Here is an 18,559-nt window from a genome sequence, read left to right as displayed (position 1 = left end):
ACTGTTTCCCTTTTTAAGATTTAATTTTCATAAATCAGAAATTAACATCAAAGCACATGAAGTACTTCTCTGCCTTTTCCTTGCTGAATGAGTGGAATATAAGTTTCTAATTCTTCCAGTATTTTTTTATCAGTCAGGTCAATAGTTTGTTTTCTCTCTGCAGACATATAGCCGGCCATCACCAGTTTTGTAATTTCCAAACCATAATCCCAATTTAGCAAAGCATCATTTCCTGATAAGAATGCCTTTGCGGCATCTTCATTTTCATCGGTATAGCCGTATAAATCAGCTTCATTATGCTGAACCGCCAGCAACCCTCGGGAAGCAGTGGATTTTTCAAGGGCAAGCTCTGAATTCGCTGTTGCTTCAGCCGCCACATCACCAATAAAAATCTGGAGAGATGATACAAGTGTATTTATTTCAAATGCATATCCCGGCCCGGTTCCATCCATAAAAAGACGTAACCCTTGTTTTTCAAACATCCAGGAATCTGTAAACTGCGCTTTTACAATTTGCCCGCTTTCAGGATTTCTGAACGAAACAATCCCAGTTGTAAAATCTTCGGCCGGAGTTTTAGTATAATCCACACCCATCTCATTTTTAAGTTTTTCACGCCACTCAGGTAATCCCCATTTTAGAAGCGCAGTTTCGGTTGTGATAGAAACCGGTTCCAAAAAAGTAGGTTGCTTTCCGAATGGTGTTAAAGCATACCAGCCAACAGCAATACTATGGCAACCCATATCGGAGAGAACGCCGCCACCCTGTTTTGTTGGATCCCAAAACCAACCACTATGTGGCCCGCCGTGTTCTTCCGCCGATCGTGTTAAAGTTAATGGGCCCATGGTTTTAACCTGAGGCTGAAGCTGATCCAATTGAGCGCGAATGGGTTTCATGAAAATCTGATTTTCAAAATAGGATGTTTTTAGATTTACTTCTTTGGCAAGAGAGACCAGCCTTCGGGCTTCTTTCATGTTTCGCCCCAGAGGTTTTTCACAAATCACACCTTTCAGTTGCGCGCCTTTTTTAACGGCAGTTGTAATTTCTTCCATTATTTCTACACGGGCAAAATTTGGTGCAAATATAGCAACGGCATCAACATGGTTAATCATTTCAGTAATTGTTTTATAGGCCACACAATTTCCAATGCCATAGTTCTGTGCTTTTTTTGCTAACCTCTGAGAGCGAGGTAGATCATCAGAAGCAACTCCAACAAGTTCAACACTGCGAACCTGTTTTAATGCCAATGCATGGAAATTGGCAACAAAACCCGCGCCAATCATTCCCAGTTTCAATGTCTCAGGCATAGCTTTCCTCCAAATAAAATTTTAAAACTGTATTGACTTTTTTCATTAAACGCACTATAATGAACACGCGTGCAATATAATTGACCTACCCTATAAAAACAAAAGAAAATTGAATGCACATGAGTGCAAAACGTTCAGATGTCGCACAAAAAGCCGGTGTTTCCGAGTCGACTGTTTCTCGGGCATTGAGCGATTCGCCTTTGATATCAAATGAAACAAAACGTATTGTACAATCTGTTGCAGAAGAACTAAAATATTTTCCCAACAAACAAGCCGCATTATTTGGAAAAAGCAAAACAGCCCGACTTGGATTTGTAATTAAATCCTATAAATCATTTCCACCTTTTTCACGGGCTTATTTTCCTGCCCAACTTGATGGAACAGTTTTAGCCGCGGATGAAAATGGTTATTCTATTTCAATAATATTGGATGAACAGGAAAACCGGATTAAAGATTTCGTTCGCCTGGTAAAAACAAAAGAAGTGGATGGATTATTATTAGGTGTAACATCCATTGATGATGCCCGGCTTGCGCAGCTTATAGAAAATAACATTCCTTTTGTATTGATAAATAATTATAAAGAAAACTGCAACACCGTTGCCAATGACCCTGAAAATGGTATGGCCGAAGCATTAAAACACGCAGCCGAATTAAATCATAGACAAATTGGATACATTACCGGTGATTTAAAATATTATGATGGACAAAAGCGTTCTGCAGTTTTAAAAAAATATTTAAAAAAATATAATCTATCCGCCCATATTGTTGAGGGTACTTTTTCTAAAACAAATGGTTATTACCAAACGGCAAAATTGTTACAAAAAAATCCAAAACCAACATTAATTATGACTGCAAGCGACCGGGCCGCACTGGGCGTTTTAAATTATTGCGTTGACCATGACATTAAGGTCCCGCAAGATTTAAGTGTGATTGGTTACGATAATCTTGCCCCGGCTGCGGATGTAACACCGGCACTTACAACGGTTAATAACCCGGTTACCAGAATTGCATCTCAGGCAACGCGTTTGCTAATTGATATTATTGAAGGAAAATCCGAAAAGGTTGTAAATAATTTTGTGGAAACAAAACTCATTATCAGGGACTCTACCGCAGAGTGTCCTAAATAAGGAGAGCAATTTATTATAACTTAAAAGTTTTAAGAGGAAAAAATTGAAACAATTATTAATAAATACTCAGAAAACTATATTGTTTAGTTTGATTTCTACTCTGTTGATTACACTTTACAGTTGCGAAACTCACCAACAATCCACAGATGTTTATAAGCCCGATAGTTTAATGGGCGATTGGGTCGGAAAGCAAATTTTTCCTGACGGTAATGAGCAGTCTATTGCAGCGCAGGTAATTTCCTATGGAACAGATGGTTATGTAGTAAATATCTTGGAAAAATTTGATACTCGTGAAAATCCGATCGTCGTTTTAAACGGCCAGATTAGCAATGGCGATATTAAAGTTAACGGTATTTCAAGTAATAAAACTGAATGGACCGGATCTATTCATGGGAAGGTTTTTAGTGGTGCCTTTACCGGGCAGCAAAACGGTACATTTAATCTAAATAAAACCGAGCGTCTTTCCCCAACTTTGGGAAAACAAAAACCTGAAAATGGGATTGTTCTTTTTGGTGGAAATAATTTAGATAAATGGCAACATGTTCCCGCCCCTGTTGGTTATATTAACTTGAATAAAATTTTTAACTCTCAAAATGCAGTTGCTTATTTAAGGTCGGAGATTTTTAGCGAATCCCAGAGTGCAATACTTTTATTAGGAAGTGATGATGCTGTTAAAGTTTGGCTGAATGATAAACTGGTTCATGCAAATAATGCAGCACGTGGCGCGGTTGTAGATCAGGATACAGTGGAAATTAATCTGGAAAAAGGGTGGAATACGCTTTTGTTTAAAGTAGTAAATGGTTCCGGTGGTTGGGGAGTTTTTGCACGGATCACGGACTTACAATATAATTCGTTGGAAAATATTTTTGAAAAGGATTTTAATTCTGCTGATCAACCTGCAACAACACAATTTCTTGAGGAAAATAATTTCTTTATGACGAAGTGGAAACAGGCAGGTCCTTTTTCCCAGAAAGATGTTGAAGCAAAAGAATTGTTTGATATTGCCTTTGAACCGGAAAAGCCTTCTCCCACAAAATGGGAAAATTATAATCACCCCAAAGAAGATTTAACCGCTTCCTGGTCAATTGTAGATGGCGCCATGCAGGTAAAACCCGGAAGCAATTCGATAATGACACGGCAAATGTTTACAGATTTTGATTTGCATATAGAGTTTCGCTCGCCATTTACTCCAAATTTAAAAGGCCAAAAGCGCGGAAATAGCGGTGTCTATGTTCAGGGCAGATATGAGGTTCAGGTTTTGGATAGTTACGGTCTTGAAGGCAAAGACAATGAATGTGGTGGGATATATCAAGTGGCTATCCCAAATGTAAATATGTGTGCGCCTCCAACTCAATGGCAAACCTATGATATTGAATTTAGTGCCGCGAAATACAATGATCAAAATGACAAAATTGCAAATCCACGGATGACTGTCAGGCATAATGGTGTTATCATCCATGATGGTCTTGAAATACCGGTCGCTACAGACGGCGGGCTGGATAAAGATATGTCGAAGCCGGGACCAATTTTTTTACAAGATCACAGCGATTTGGTACAATACCGGAATATTTGGATAGTTGAAAAATAATTTCTCAGGGATTTACTCCTACCGGGATTAAAAATTAACTTAAAAAAGAGGGGCTGTATGAAGAAGAATGAAAAGTCAAAAACAATAAGTCGCCGTGATTTTTTATCAACGTCGGCATTAGCTGTGGGCGCTGTGACAATCGTACCGCGTCATGTATTAGGTGGCCCGGGATTTATTCCCCCAAGTGATAAACTAAATATTGCCTGCATCGGAGTTGGCGGCAAAGGAAGATCAGATATGGCTGCAATGCTTGGAGAAAATGTCGTGGCTATTTGTGATGTAGATGACACACAATATAAGAGTACAGAAGCCGGGTATGTTAAACAAGGCATTGATACAGAAGTGTTTTCTAAAGCAAAAAGATATAAAGACTTCCGGGTGATGCTGGAAAAACATAACGAGATTGATGCTGTAACTGTTAGTACTCCTGATCATACACATGCTGTTGCAGCCATGGCGGCGTTAAATCATGGAAAACATGTTTTTGTACAAAAACCATTAACGCATACTGTGTTCGAAGCGCGTAAACTTGCGGAAACTGCCAGGGAAAAAGGTTTGATTACCCAAATGGGAAACCAGGGCCATGCAACTGAAGAAGCTCGCTTAATAAATGAATGGATTTGGGATGGTGCCATTGGCGATGTCCATGAAGTACATGCCTGGACGAACCGCCCAATTTGGCCACAAGGTATTGACAAACCGGACACAGTTCCTTCTGTTCCACCGACTTTTGATTGGAATTTATGGCTTGGTCCGGCCCCATGGAGAACATATCATCCGGCATATGCGCCTTTTGCATGGCGTGGTTGGTGGGATTTTGGAGTAGGCGCTTTGGGTGATATGGGCGCTCATATTATGGATCATCCTTACTGGGCATTAGGATTGGAATCTCCTGAAACTATCCAGGCCTCATCTACAAAGTTTAATGACCAGTCATATCCGGTTTCATCAATGATCACTTATAAATTCCCGGAAAGAGGATCAAAACCTCCTATTAAGTTTACCTGGTATGATGGTGGATTAATGCCACTAAGACCGGAAGAACTGGAACCTGGCCGTCGTATGGGAGAATGGGGTGGCGGAGTTCTTTATTACGGTGAAAAAGGTAAACTAATGCACAGTGTTTATGGCGGTAATCCGCGCTTGATACCCGAAACAAAAATGAAAGAATATAAACGTCCTGAAAAAACAATTCCACGCTCACCAGGCATTCATGAAGAATGGATAGCGGCATGCAAAGGAAACGGCAAAACTACCAGCAATTTTGACTATGCAAGTAAACTGACTGAGACAATGCTGCTTGGCAATGTGGCGCTTCGTGTAAAGGATAAGAATACTATTTTGGATTGGGATGCGGAAAACATGCGCTTTACCAATCTTGATGAAGCCAATCAATATCTTCACAAAGAATACCGTAAAGGTTGGAGCCTGTAAATTTTATGAGCAATGAAATTAAAGTCATAGTTGTTGGAGCAGGAAACATGGGTGCTTCTCATGCCCGTGCATATAAACAACTAAATGGATTTGAATTAGCGGGCCTTGTTGCACCCAGTTCTAAAAGACGATCGCCTTTGGCAAAGGAGTTGGGTTGTGTTGCGGAATTTAACACACTTGATGAGGCTTTGCTTAAAACAAAACCGGATGCAGTGGCAATCTGCTCTTATCCGGATACACACTATTCTTACACAATGCAGTGCCTGGATTATGGCGCACATGTTTTTCTGGAAAAACCAATTGCTGAAACAGTTGAGCAGGCAAAAGAAATTGTATCTAAAGCACAAGCTAAAAATAAAAAAGTTGTGATAGGATATATTTTGCGTCATCATCCAGCATGGAAAAAATTTATTGATGTGGCACAGACTCTTGGAAAACCTCTGGTTATGAGAATGAACCTCAACCAGCAAAGTTCAGAAGTCCGCTGGCTGACACATCTGGAAATGATGAAATCCATGTCGCCCATAGTAGATTGCGGCGTGCATTATGTGGATATTATGTGCCAGATGACCCGCAGCTTACCAAAACAGGTTCAGGCAATTGGTGCCCGGCTTAGTGATGAAATTAATCCGGATATGTATAACTATGGTCAGTTACAGGTGGTTTTTGAAGACAACTCTGTCGGCTGGTATGAGGCTGGTTGGGGACCAATGATGAGTGAGACAGCTTTTTTTGTAAAAGATGTTATTGGTCCAAAAGGCAGTGTAAGTATTATGGATCCTAATACTACTAAAAAAACAGATTCTGACGAGATTGATGCGCATACAAAAACAAATAGCCTTTTGCTGCATGAAAGTGCTCTCAATGAAGAGAAGGCTTTTATAAAAAAAGATACACTGATTGATACGAGTGATGAACCGGATCACCAGGAATTATGCAATCGCGAACAGGAATATTTTTTGAAAGCGATTAACGATGATCTTGATCTTACAGAACACCTGGATGATGCTGTAAACAGTATAAGAATTGTTCTTGCAGCGGATGAATCCATTCGTAAAAGTAAAATAGTAATGCTATAAATATTAATTCTACACTTAAATTGAAGGTGGTTTTTATAAAACCTGATGGGGGAGGCAAATTTTGAACAACAAAATATATTCGCAACTAAGTCTGATGATGTTTCTGCAATTTTTTATCTGGGGAGCTTGGTATACAACAATTGCAGTTTATATGACTGCACATGGCATGGAAGATTTAACCCATTGGCCATTTACAGTGAATCCGATAGCTGCAATAATTGCTCCATTTTTTGTTGGGCTAATTGCGGACCGGTTTTTTTCAACCGAGAAAGTACTCGGCATACTGCATATTGTTGGTGGAGTTATTATGTTTTTGACTCCACAAATGACGAGTTCACCAACAGTTTTTATTTTAATGCTTCTTGCATATAACCTCTGCTATATGCCAACTATTAGCTTGGTCAATAGTATTTCGTTTCATAATATCGATGACCAGGAAAAACAATTTCCCGTTATTCGTGTTTTTGGAACAATTGGTTGGATTGTAGCAGGTTTAACTGTGAGTTTTATACTTAGTCAGTTTGTTACTGATTATATACGTCCAGAAGAAACAGCGTTACCGCTATACTTGACAGCAGCCGCGAGCTTACTTCTTGGTTTATTCAGTTTCACATTGCCACATACACCACCGTCCGGAGCTGGCCAAAAAATTTCAATTCGAAGTATCATTGGCCTTGACGCTCTTAAAAAATTAGGTAGCCGCCCATTTTATATTTTTCTTATCAGCTCTTTTTTAATTAGTATTCCTTTGGCAGCCTACTATAATTTCACTCAGGTTTTTCTGTCTGTAACGGGTTTTCAAAATATCGCAGCAACACAAACAATCGGTCAAATGTCGGAAATTATCTTTATGCTCCTAATGCCATTCTTCTTTGCTCGTTTAGGTGTAAAGTGGATGCTGAGTATTGGTATGTTGTCATGGGCATTAAGATATGCGTTATTTGCCTTGGGTGCACCTGATCAAGTTACTTATATGATTATTTTAGGAATTGCTTTACATGGAATTTGTTATGACTTTTTCTTTGTTACAGGCCAAATCTATGTTGATAAGAAGTCAACCAGTGACATTAGAGGTCAGGCACAAGGTTTGATTGTTTTAGTTACTTACGGGATTGGTATGCTTATTGGTGCACAGGTTGCGGGAAAAGTCTATAATAGTTTTTTAGGGAAGAATGAGGCACTCAGTTTAGATCTGTGGTATCAGTTCTGGTGGATACCTGCAGTGTTTGCTGTTGGCGTTCTTATCATTTTCATATTCACTTTTAAGGATAAATTAAAAGATCCAAATTAATTGTATACAACTGTCCAAACTCAATAATCAGGAACCGGTTTAGTGAAACGTCGTCAGTTTATTAAAACCTCTGTCTCTGCAGGATTGTTTTCTATTGTTCCTCGTTTTGTTTTAGGTGGAACAGGTTTCACAGCACCAAGTGATCAGCTTACAAAGGCTGTAATCGGTGTTGGAGGTATGGGCCGTTGGCATGCCTTAACAGCGCCGGGTAAATTATTGGCTGTTTGTGATGTAGACAAAAATCATTTAAAGCGAACGCAAAAAGATGCAGGGGCCAATGTTGATGGTTACCATGATTTTAGGGAAGTCCTGGCAAGAGATGATATTGATATTGTGCATATTGCCACTCCACCTCATTGGCATGGTATTATGTCCATCATGGCAGCAAAAGCGGGCAAGGATGTCTGGTGTGAAAAACCAATGACCCGAACAATCGGCGAAGGCCAAAAAGTAATAGAAGCTGTTGAACAAAATGGCACCATTTTCAGGATCAATACCTGGTTTCGTTTTCAAAGCAATTTTTATGGATTTGGTACACCGGTTAAACCTATCAAAAAACTTGTTGAAAGCGGTCTTCTTGGTTGGCCCTTAAAAGTAAATATCAACATTAATACCGGTTTTGCCTGGAAATTTTACTGGCAGGGCAAAAAAGATTTGAGCGCACAATGGATTCCGGAAGAATTGGATTACAATGCTTGGTTAGGTCCTGCGCCTTATAAACCATACAGTAAACACCGGGTTCACAGTTCTTTTCGTGGCTACTGGGATTATGATGGCGGCGGTTTGGGAGATATGGGCCAGCATTATCTTGATCCTGTGCAATATCTTTTAGGCAAAGATGATACCGGACCTGTAGAAATTGAGGTTGATGCGGAACAGGCCCATTATGATGCTGTGGGAACATGGCGCCACATCTGGATGAAATACAAAGACGGTTGTCAGATTACTTTGAATGGTGATACAAAAAAAGATAAAATTCCATTTTTAGAGGGACCGGATGGAAAATTGTTTCGTGGGTTTAAATCGGATATTCCGGACTTGGAGAAAAAACTGGCATCTCTTCCCGAGCCACAGGAGCAAATCACAGATTTTCATTATGCGGTAAAAAAACGCAAACCGTTTGCCTTAAATGCCACAAATGGGCATCGGTCAGCCAGCTTGGTAAATCTTGGAAAGATTGCATTACGCCTTGGCCGAAAACTTTATTACGATCCGGAAAAACAAGTTTTTATTAATGATGAAGCAGCCAACAGATTAATAAACCAACCTGCTCGATCCCCGTGGATTTTATAATTTAAAATGAGCTCTAAAATGAAAATTAAATACAGTGTACTTTTTTTAATAAGCATCATTTATTTCAATGCTTGTTCCAGCGTATCAAAAAACCCGGATCAATTAGTTCCAATTGAGAATTTAATTGCCCAATTTCCAACCCAAAATCCGACACAACAAAAATTACTGTTTGATGCCATCCTTGATCATGGTGAAAAAGGGATCACCGAAATTGCAACTTTTTTAAAAGGAGAAAATCCGGATCGTGTACAACTGGCCAAATATGCCTTAAATGGGTTGGCCTTTTATGTGGCTGATTCTGGTGATGAGCAGGATCGTCTGCTTTTTTTAGCAGCAATCCATCAAGCCATTAAAAACAAAAATTCCACAAATCACAAAACCTTTCTTATTGATCAGTTGCAACCATGTGCGAAAAATGAATCCATAGAAATACTGAGTCAATTGCTGAAAGAAGGTAAATCTTTTAATGCTGCCCTACGTGTCCTGACAACTATTAACAGCTCCGAATCTGCCCAGGAAATTTTAGACAATATTGAAGATGCCCCGGATGCACAAAAAACTGCTCTTATAAATGCTTTAAGCCAAATGGATCAGCCTTTTGTTGCAGAAGAACTTTTGCAATGGGCGGACAATGAGAATAATCAGGTAAAAGCGGCCACACTTTTTGCACTTTCCAATTTTGCTTACCTGCCAGCAAAAACTGTTAAAACTGCTGCAAGTAAAAAACCAGCTTATGTAGAGTACTATGTCAATTTTGCTGCACAACTTTTTGAGACAGGTGAAAAACAAAAAAGCATTTCAATTCTCAAAGAAATTTTAAAAAACGCTGATGAAGTGTTTTTACCGAATCACCAGATTAATGCATTGAAATTGTTAACAAAAATTGACAAGGCTTCAGCATTTGAATTTGTAATTGAGTTTGCTGAAAAAGAGGATTTAAAATTTCGCAGAACTGTTCTGCAAACGGCCCGGGATTTTAAAGAGCCGCAATATGTACAAAAATGGATAGCTTTTGCCCAAAATAAATCTTCTGAAAGACAAATTGAAATAATTGAATTATTTGCAGATTTGGAAAAAGATGAAGCTGTTCCTTATTTAAATGAGCAATTAAATTCAGATTCTCAGGAAGTCAGGTCGGCTGCATTTATTGCCTTAATCTCTTTTAAGGAAGATACTGTTTTTAAATCTTCAAAATATTTATCAGCTGATCTATCTAAAACGGATTTGGAAGTTCTTTCAAATAAACTTTTGCAGATGGACGTACCCCGGATTAAAAATGTTTTACCTTCATTTGATACATTTAGCAATCCGGTAAAAAAAGTGTTTATTGAAACTTTGGCGGCTAAAAATGTCACTGATCTGAACCTTTTATTTTTAGGTCAGCTTGAAAGAAAAGACACAAAACTTCAAAAAGCAGTATTAAAAGCTCTGGCAAATTCGGGAACGGATAATGAACTGAAAATATTGACCAACGAACTTATTAAGCCGGACGGCACTTTAGCAGAAAAAGATTTGGCACCGACTATTGTAAGTATAAATGCCCGTTCAAAAAACAAGGCCAAAAACAGACAATACCTGCTTGAAACATATAAAAACAATTCCACAGAAAACAAACAAAAACTGATGAAGGTGTTTTCAGGAATCGGTCACAAAAGCTTTTTAAACATTCTTCAGCAAGAAACCAAAAGCGCCAATCCGGATTTGCAAAACATCGCCCTGCGGACTTTATACCAATGGCAAAATCAGGATGCTCTCGATATTCTGATTGAGGTTGCCAAAAAACACAAAGATGAAACTCAACGCATTTTGGCTATCCGGGCCGCCACAGGGATTCTAAACAGAAATAAACTAAGCGCACCTTTTGCCCTGGAACAATATAAACGAATTATGGAAGCATCTTTTAGACCGGAAGAAAAACGTTTGGTGTTTGCCGGATTAGCAAATCTGGAAACAAAATCTTCAATGCAATATTTAGCTGGTTTTTTAAATGATCCTGATATTGGTTACGATGCATTTTTAACAACTATGAATATTGCTGATGCTAAAGCTTCTTCCAATCTAAGCAAACCGGATGTTGCCCTTGCCCTTATCAAAGGCACCAATATTTCACAACTAAATGAAATGATAGAGAGCGATTATCAAACCCAAAACAATGCAGTAAAACCACCACCGGGATTTGTAGCTCTTTTTAATGGAAAGGATTTATCCGGCTGGAAAGGATTGGTGGAGAACCCTGCAAAACGGGCGGCAATGTCAGAATTGGAATTAGTAAAAGCTCAGCAGGCAGCAGATTCTGCAATGGAGAAACATTGGAAGGTTGAAGACAATATCCTATACTTTGATGGAAAGGGACACAGCCTCTGCACTGCAAAAGATTACCAGGATTTTGAAATGTTTGTTGATTGGAAAATCGAAAAACATGGTGATAGTGGGATTTATTTGCGAGGTGCGCCACAGGTACAAATCTGGGATACGGCACAATGGCCGGAAGGATCGGGCGGCCTTTACAACAATCAGAAAAACCCACGAAAACCTTTGGTTAAAGCAGACAACCCTATTGGCGAGTGGAACACTTTCCGCATAATAATGCGTGGTGAAAAAGTTACGGTGTATTTAAATGGTGTGCTTGTTGTGGATAATGTGACCATGGAAAATTATTGGGAAAGGGACAAAGCCATTTATCCCATTGGCCAGATAGAACTGCAATCACATAATGCGCCCTTGTTTTTTAAAAACATTTTTATCAAAGAATTAACAGCCGAAGATCCACCCTATGAAGGCTCGCTTTTTAATGGAAAAGATTTGTCCGGTTGGCAGGTAATTAACAATAAACCGGATAGCTGGAATGCTGAAAACGGAATTTTATTTACTACAGGGAAAGGCGGCGGCTGGCTTTCTACCGATAAAGAATATGATAATTTTGTTTTAGAGCTGGAATATAAAATATCGGCCGGTGGGAATAGTGGTGTTTTTTTACGGGCCCCGCATCTGAGTGATCCTGCATATACCGGAATTGAAGTCCAGGTTTTGGATGATTATGCCCCAAAATATTCCACGTTAAAAAAGTGGCAATATACAGGCAGTCTTTATGGACTTCAGGCGCCAAAGAAAAGAGTTACAAAAGAATCCGGTACCTGGCAAAAAATGGAAATCAGCTGTATCGGGCCATCTATTAAAGTTAAGCTCAATGGCGAAGAAATTATTGATTCAAATTTAATCGATTTCATGGGCGAAGAATCGTCACATCCTGGCATAAAACGGCGAAAAGGTTTTATCGGGGTGCAAAATCACGGATCAAAAGTTGAATACAGAAATATTAAAATAACTGAAGTTAGATAAATTTTTAATAGGTTAATATCATGAAAGCTTCTTTGAAATATGTCGTTTTGTTTGTTTTATTGATCGCTCAATTTTCCCCGCTTTTTTCCCAGCAAGAATTGGATGTTGAGACGCATCCGGCAACTGATGTTTACGAAGGTTGGCAGCTTAGCATGCAGCTATGGACTTTCCATAAATATACGTTTATGGAAGCGCTTGATAAAACAGCTTCATTGGGAATTTCCTGGGTGGAGGCTTTCCCCGGACAAAAATTTTCCGATGAATTTCCTGAGGCAAAATTTCATCACACCATGTCAGTTGAAAACCGTAAAATGGCAAAGGCTAGATTAAAATCGCTTGGTTTGAAACTTGTAAATTATGGCGTTGTTAATCTACCAAATGATGAAAAAGAGTGCCGCTCTGTTTTTGATTTTGCCAAAGAAATGGGCATAAAAACAATTGTATCAGAGCCGCCAGAAGAAGCGTTTGATTTGATTGACCGCTTATGCCAGGAATACAAGATTAACGTGGCTATCCATAATCATCCTGAGCCGACCCATTATTGGAATCCTGATAGAGTGGTGGAAATGTCAAAGGGAAGAAGTAAATATATCGGAGCCTGTGCAGATATTGGCCACTGGATGCGTTCCGGGATTAAACCTGTTGACGCATTGAAAAAACTCAAGGGACGGGTTATCAGTTTTCATTTTGGCGATTTAAATTCGTTTGGGGATAAAGAAGCGCATGATGTGATTTGGGGATCAGGAATTGGCGAACTTGAAACAGTTTTGACAGAGATGCACAGGCAGGGTTTTAAAGGCGTCTTTTCGGTTGAGTTTGAGTACAATTGGGAAGCATCAGTTCCGGATATTAGAAAGAGCGTGGCTTTCTTTAATAAATTTGTAGCGGGACTAAAAGATGCACAATGGCGTTCTTTAATGGATGATTTGACTGGCTGGACTTTTAAAGAAAAAAGCTGGGTTGTAGCTGATGGCGTTTTATCCGCTAATGGTGGTGGCGATATTTGGACAAAAGAGCGTTTTGGTGATTTTGTTTTAAATCTGGATTTTAAACTTGAAGATGAAACAAATAGCGGCGTTTTTGTGCGGACCGGCAGTATTGAGAAATGGCTGCATTCTGCCATCGAAGTCCAGATTCTTGATTCACACGGAAAAGAAAAAATAAACAAGCATGACTGCGGTGCAATTTTTGATTGCCTGGAACCATCAAAAAATATGGTAAATAAACCCGGTGAATGGAACCGCTACACGATAACATGCAAAGCAAACAAAATAAACGTGGTTCTAAATGGCCAGCAAATAATTGATATGGATTTGGATCTATGGAGCGAAGCACATAAAAATCCCGATGGCACACCGAATAAATTTAACACGGCTTATAAAGAAATGTCGCGTGAGGGGCACATTGGATTACAATATCATGGCCATCCCATTTATTATCGAAACATAAAAATCAAAGAATTATAAGAATTTTAGGTACAATAATGGAAAATAATGAGAACAAAAAAACAAGCTCGGTTCCTTCAATAGACCGGCGCACATTTATTAAAACAAGTGCAGCGGCGGGAACAGGGTTTCTTCTGTCACCAATGATGATGACCAAAGCAAGGGCCAATAATTCTGATGCCTTGAACATAGCCTTGCTTGGCACCGGTGCACAGGGACAGGTGCTGATGAATGCCTGTTTAAAAATCCCAAATATTCGTTTTAAAGCAGTATGCGATATTTGGACAGATTACAATCAGAAACGCGCTTACAGATTGTTGAAAAAATATGGCCATCAGCTGAATAAATATGAAGATTATCGTGAAATGCTTGCCAAAGAAAAAGAGCTGGATGCCGTGATAATTGCCACGCCGGACTTCTGGCATGCACCACACGCTGAAGCCTGCCTGGAAGCCGGTCTTCATGTTTATTGCGAAAAAGAAATGTCAAACACTTTAGAAGGTGCAAAACGTATTGTCAGGGCGGCACACCGTTCAAAAAAGCTGGTGCAGATTGGCCATCAAAGACGCAGCAATCCACGGTATATCCACAGTTATAATGCCCTGCTTAAACAGGCAAAAATCCTTGGGCAGATTACGACTGTCAACGGCCAATGGAACCGGTCCGTTCAACCGGATTTAGGCTGGCCTGAAAAATATGCTATCCCGGGGCACTTATTAAAAAAGTATGGATTTAAGTCCATGCAGCAGTTCCGAAACTGGCGCTGGTACAAAGGACTTGGCGGCGGCCCAATTGTCGATTTAGGCTCACATCAACTTGATATTTATAACTGGTTCCTGGATGCACAGCCAATATCTGTTATGGCCAGCGGCGGAACAGATTATTATGATAAGAAAACACATGAATGGTATGATACGGTTCTGGCAACATTTGAATACAAAACCGATAACGGCATTATTCGGGCTTTTTACCAGACAATCACAACAAACAGCAGTCAGGGTTATTACGAAAATTTTATGGGCGATCAGGGCACTTTGCAAATATCAGAATCTGCCAGCCGTGGCGGGGTTTACCGTGAGCAGTCGGCGCCATTGTGGGATAAATGGGTTGAACAGGGTATTTTGAAAGCGCCGGTGGAAGCTCAGCCGGCATTGCAGCCCGGTGTTGTTTTGGATGTCAGGGAGACCATTGCACCGCCAAAACACGAGCTGCCTGTTGTTTTTAACGATCCTTATCACAAGCCGCATCTGGAAAACTTTTTTAATGCTATTAGAGGAGAAGAGGAATTGAATTGCCCGGTGGATATTGGCTACGAAACAGCGGTAACCGTTTTAAAAGTGAACGAGGCCGTTCGGACCGGCCGCAAAGTATTTTTTAAGAAAAATGAATTTACTCTGTAGACTAATTATTGGTTAAAATGACTTCAAAGAAACGATTAACTTTAATATTTTTGCTGTGTTTCTTGCCGGTTTTTTTGCCGGCTGAGGAACCCAAAATCGGTGATGTAAGTGACGGCAGCAGGGCAAAGCCTGTTCACTTAATTAAATTGATGGATCAGGATAGTTCTGTAATCCGCCTGGATGAAAATCCATTGCTACCTTTCTCAACAGAAAAAACCTGTGGTGCCTGCCATGATTATAGCAAGATTCGATCAGGCTGGCATTTTAGTGCGGGTGATTCTACAGCGGAATTGGGCAGGCCGGGACAACCATGGATTTTTGTTGATGCACATTCTGCGACACAAATCCCACTTTCCTATCGCAGTTGGCCGGGCGTTTTTCATCCCAAAGAAATCGGAATGGATAATCTTCAGTTTATTACACGTTTTGGACGGCAAATGCCCGGTGGTTCAGTGGGTGATAACGAGCAAATACAATCGCTGGATAATTACTGGCGCTGGCAGGTTTCGGGTAATTTGGAAATAAATTGTTTAAGCTGCCATGATGCTGAAAAATCAAATGACCAGGCTGAGTACGCCAAAAATGTTTCCAAACAAAATTTTCGCTGGGCGGCAACGGCATCAAGTGGATTTGCATCTGTAAATGGCAGCGCGCATAACCTGCCCGATAATTTTGATCTTTATGCCGGAATTGATCCCAACCAGTTCCAGACAACAGCTCCACAAGTAAAATATCAGGAGAATCGCTTTAATGAAAAAAGTGAAGTGTTCTTTGATATCACCAGAAAAATCCAACCTGAAAAATGCTATTTTTGTCATTCAACAAAAATAATGGATGGCTCTAAAACCGAACGCTGGCATTTTGATGAAGATGTTCATATAAAGGCCGGAATGACTTGTGTGGACTGTCATCGTCATGGTCTTGACCACAAGATGGTCCGTGGATATGAAACGGATATTAACTCAATGAGTGATAATTATTCTTTGAGTTGTGAAGGGTGTCATTTGGGAATATCCGGTGGCGAAGGAAGCGAACCAATCAACGGCCGATTGGGCGCAATGAAACCGGAGCATATTGGAATCCCGCCAGTGCATTTTGAAAATCTTTCCTGTACGGCTTGTCATTCAGGAGCCTGGCCTAAAGAAAAAGTTTTAAATGCAAAAACATCCATAGCGCATGGATTGGGTCTGCATAAAGTCAATAAAAATGATGAGACTTTGCCACATATATTTACACCTGTTTTTCTAAAACAAGCAAATGGCAAGCTGACGACGCATAATCTTATCTGGCCATCATTTTGGGCATTTATGCATGGCGATTCTTTAACACCCATTCCGCAAAATGTGTTTCTTCCGGTTGCCCGAAAAATTATTGGTCTCCTGGATTCATTGGGACATGGATCCTGGCCTGAATTAAATGACTCCCTTCTAATAAGTGTGTTAGATTCACTTCAAACTTTTGCGATACAGGATCAACGGGCAGCTTATGTTAGCGCCGGAAAAATCATTTACAAAAATGATCAAGGGGTTCTCTATCGGAAAAAGCATTCTGCTGCAAATGCATATTCCTGGCCAATTGCCCATGATGTCCGTCCGGCGGCACAAGCTTTGGGTATTAATGGATGCGCTGATTGCCATGATTCAGATTCTCCGGTTTTCTTTGCTGAAATAAATCTAGATTCTCCCTTATCGGAAATGAAAAAATCTTCCATTGAAATGATTGACATGACCGATACGAACACATTTTCAACTTTGCTGCTGTCTTATTCATTTTTCTTTCGCCCCCTGTTAAAATATTTCATCATTATCTGCTGTGTTATTTTAATTTCGGTACTTTTTATTTACGGACTTAAAGGTTTTCGCAAAGTTTTAGAAACCGTTTCCATTGAAAGCCTGCCAGAAAAAGGGGAGAAGCAGAAGTGATATACAGATTGTTATTAAGTGCTACAGTTATTGTGGTTTTTGTTCTCCTGTTAAAGAATATTAAGTTTAGTTATTTATTGAAATCCATGCTTCAAAAAAGTGCTTCTGTTAAATCTTTAATTAAACCAACCGGAGAAAATAAAGCACGTTTTGATTTTAATCTCAGCCGGAATGTTTTACTAAACCTTACCATTTTATTTTTTATTTTGTTAGTGCTAACTTCATTTATTCCGGTGATGCTGGGTTTTAGTTTATCCGGGATTGTATTAATTTTGCATTTAACAATCGCCCCGTTTTTTGTTTTTGCTTTAACATTGACTATCATTTTGTGGGCCGAAAAAATGAAGTTTGAAACAACCGCAATTAAATCAAAAAATTTTATTTTTAGATTGTGTTTTTGGCTATTTTTAGTTTTTTCATTACCAGCGATACTTTCTATTATATTTGGTATGTATCCTTTGTTTGGAATGGAGTCGCAACATATTTTGCTCGACATTCATAAATATAGTGTTCTTTTGTTGTTTATTATTTTAAGTCTTTTTATAATCAAAAAATATAAAGTTAATGATGTACCCATGGAGGAAAAATGATATTCAGATTTAAAAATTATTTTGTATTCACCCTGCTAATTATGTTTTTGGGAACCACTTTTGCCCAGGAAAAGAAAGCAGATGGTGGATTGGAATCACTTGATTTAAAATTACCAAAAGCTATGTTTATTGGCACACCTGAAAATATGCAGGTTCCTAATCTTGAAAAACCACTGGGCAAACCGAGACCTCCCTTTTTAGCTCCAAAAGGAACAAAAAATCTCGCTTTGGGAAAGAAAATTGCCAGCACTGATGAAGAACCAATCATTGGTGAAATTGACCTGATAAATGATGATGACAAAGAAGGCAGCGAAGGCAGCTTTGTTGAACTGGGGCCATTTGTCCAACACGTAACTATTGACCTCGAAAAAAAATCGGTTATTTACGCGGTGCTTCTCTGGCACTTTCATAAACAACCCCGTGTATATTTTGATGTAGTTATTCAGGTTTCCGATGATCCGGATTTTGTAAAAGATGTGAAGACTGTTTTTAATAATGATCACGACAATTCTTCCGGGTTAGGTGTTGGAAAAGACCTGCATTATGTGGAAACGGCAGAAGGAAAACTAATCGATACAAAAGGTGTTGAAGGTCGCTATGTACGTTGCTTTAGCAACGGCAACACAAATAATGATTTAAATCATTATATCGAAGTGGCTGTTTATGGTAAAAATTTGTAGATAAATTTAAAACCTTTTTAAAAATTATACCCCTTTATCTGTAATGGCTAAAGGGGTTTGTTATATT

General features: G+C 39.3%; 13 protein-coding genes. 12 read left to right on the top strand and 1 reads right to left on the bottom strand.

All coding sequences use genetic code 11. The annotated features are described in order from the left end of the window. Nucleotides 1-47: 47 nt before the first annotated feature. The gene (locus tag HND50_07420; protein ID NOG45043.1) at nucleotides 48-1,304 is read right to left on the bottom strand and encodes a Gfo/Idh/MocA family oxidoreductase; all 1,257 of its coding nucleotides are present in this window, start codon (nucleotides 1,302-1,304) and stop codon (nucleotides 48-50) included. A 119-nt stretch (nucleotides 1,305-1,423) separates the two neighbouring features. On the opposite strand from HND50_07420, the gene HND50_07415 reads away from it, so the two are divergent. From HND50_07415 to HND50_07360, 12 genes are all read left to right on the top strand, one after another. Beyond that, nucleotides 1,424-2,431 carry a LacI family DNA-binding transcriptional regulator gene (locus tag HND50_07415; protein NOG45042.1) on the top strand — a complete coding sequence of 336 codons (1,008 nt, stop codon included), beginning with the start codon at nucleotides 1,424-1,426 and terminating at the stop codon, nucleotides 2,429-2,431. A gap of 934 nt (nucleotides 2,432-3,365) precedes the next feature. Next, entirely contained in the window at nucleotides 3,366-4,019 is a 654-nt protein-coding gene (locus tag HND50_07410) for a DUF1080 domain-containing protein (GenBank protein NOG45041.1), read from the top strand. A 57-nt stretch (nucleotides 4,020-4,076) separates the two neighbouring features. Then, entirely contained in the window at nucleotides 4,077-5,453 is a 1,377-nt protein-coding gene (locus tag HND50_07405) for a Gfo/Idh/MocA family oxidoreductase (protein NOG45040.1), read from the top strand. A gap of 5 nt (nucleotides 5,454-5,458) precedes the next feature. Further along, nucleotides 5,459-6,532, top strand: a complete 1,074-nt coding sequence (locus HND50_07400; GenBank protein NOG45039.1) for a Gfo/Idh/MocA family oxidoreductase — start codon at nucleotides 5,459-5,461, stop codon at nucleotides 6,530-6,532. Nucleotides 6,533-6,593: 61 nt separating this feature from the next. Next, nucleotides 6,594-7,823, top strand: coding sequence for a nucleoside permease (locus tag HND50_07395; GenBank protein ID NOG45038.1), 1,230 nt, complete (start codon nucleotides 6,594-6,596; stop codon nucleotides 7,821-7,823). Between the two features lie 42 nt (nucleotides 7,824-7,865). Then, entirely contained in the window at nucleotides 7,866-9,116 is a 1,251-nt protein-coding gene (locus HND50_07390; GenBank protein ID NOG45037.1) for a Gfo/Idh/MocA family oxidoreductase, read from the top strand. A gap of 18 nt (nucleotides 9,117-9,134) precedes the next feature. After that, a complete protein-coding gene (locus HND50_07385) occupies nucleotides 9,135-12,455 on the top strand; it encodes a DUF1080 domain-containing protein (GenBank protein ID NOG45036.1) in 3,321 nt (1,106 codons plus the stop codon). Between the two features lie 20 nt (nucleotides 12,456-12,475). After that, nucleotides 12,476-13,921: a DUF1080 domain-containing protein gene (locus HND50_07380; GenBank protein NOG45035.1), complete on the top strand. Its 1,446-nt coding sequence runs from the start codon at nucleotides 12,476-12,478 to the stop codon at nucleotides 13,919-13,921. A gap of 17 nt (nucleotides 13,922-13,938) precedes the next feature. Then, nucleotides 13,939-15,300, top strand: coding sequence for a Gfo/Idh/MocA family oxidoreductase (locus HND50_07375; protein ID NOG45034.1), 1,362 nt, complete (start codon nucleotides 13,939-13,941; stop codon nucleotides 15,298-15,300). A gap of 62 nt (nucleotides 15,301-15,362) precedes the next feature. Continuing rightward, nucleotides 15,363-17,222, top strand: a complete 1,860-nt coding sequence (locus HND50_07370) for a hypothetical protein (GenBank protein ID NOG45033.1) — start codon at nucleotides 15,363-15,365, stop codon at nucleotides 17,220-17,222. Next, on the top strand, nucleotides 17,219-17,812 hold the full coding sequence (locus HND50_07365; GenBank protein NOG45032.1) for a hypothetical protein: 594 nt from the start codon (nucleotides 17,219-17,221) through the stop codon (nucleotides 17,810-17,812). The genes HND50_07370 and HND50_07365 overlap by 4 nt, the downstream gene beginning before the upstream one ends. 122 nt (nucleotides 17,813-17,934) lie before the next feature. Beyond that, complete coding sequence (locus HND50_07360; protein ID NOG45031.1) at nucleotides 17,935-18,492, top strand: hypothetical protein; 558 nt, start codon at nucleotides 17,935-17,937, stop codon at nucleotides 18,490-18,492. Nucleotides 18,493-18,559 lie beyond the last annotated feature (67 nt).

Source organism: Calditrichota bacterium (assembly GCA_013112635.1).
Lineage (GTDB): Bacteria > Calditrichota > Calditrichia > Calditrichales > J004 > JABFGF01.
Note: the sequence above shows the minus strand (reverse complement) of the source record. Positions and strands in the feature narration are given on the sequence as shown.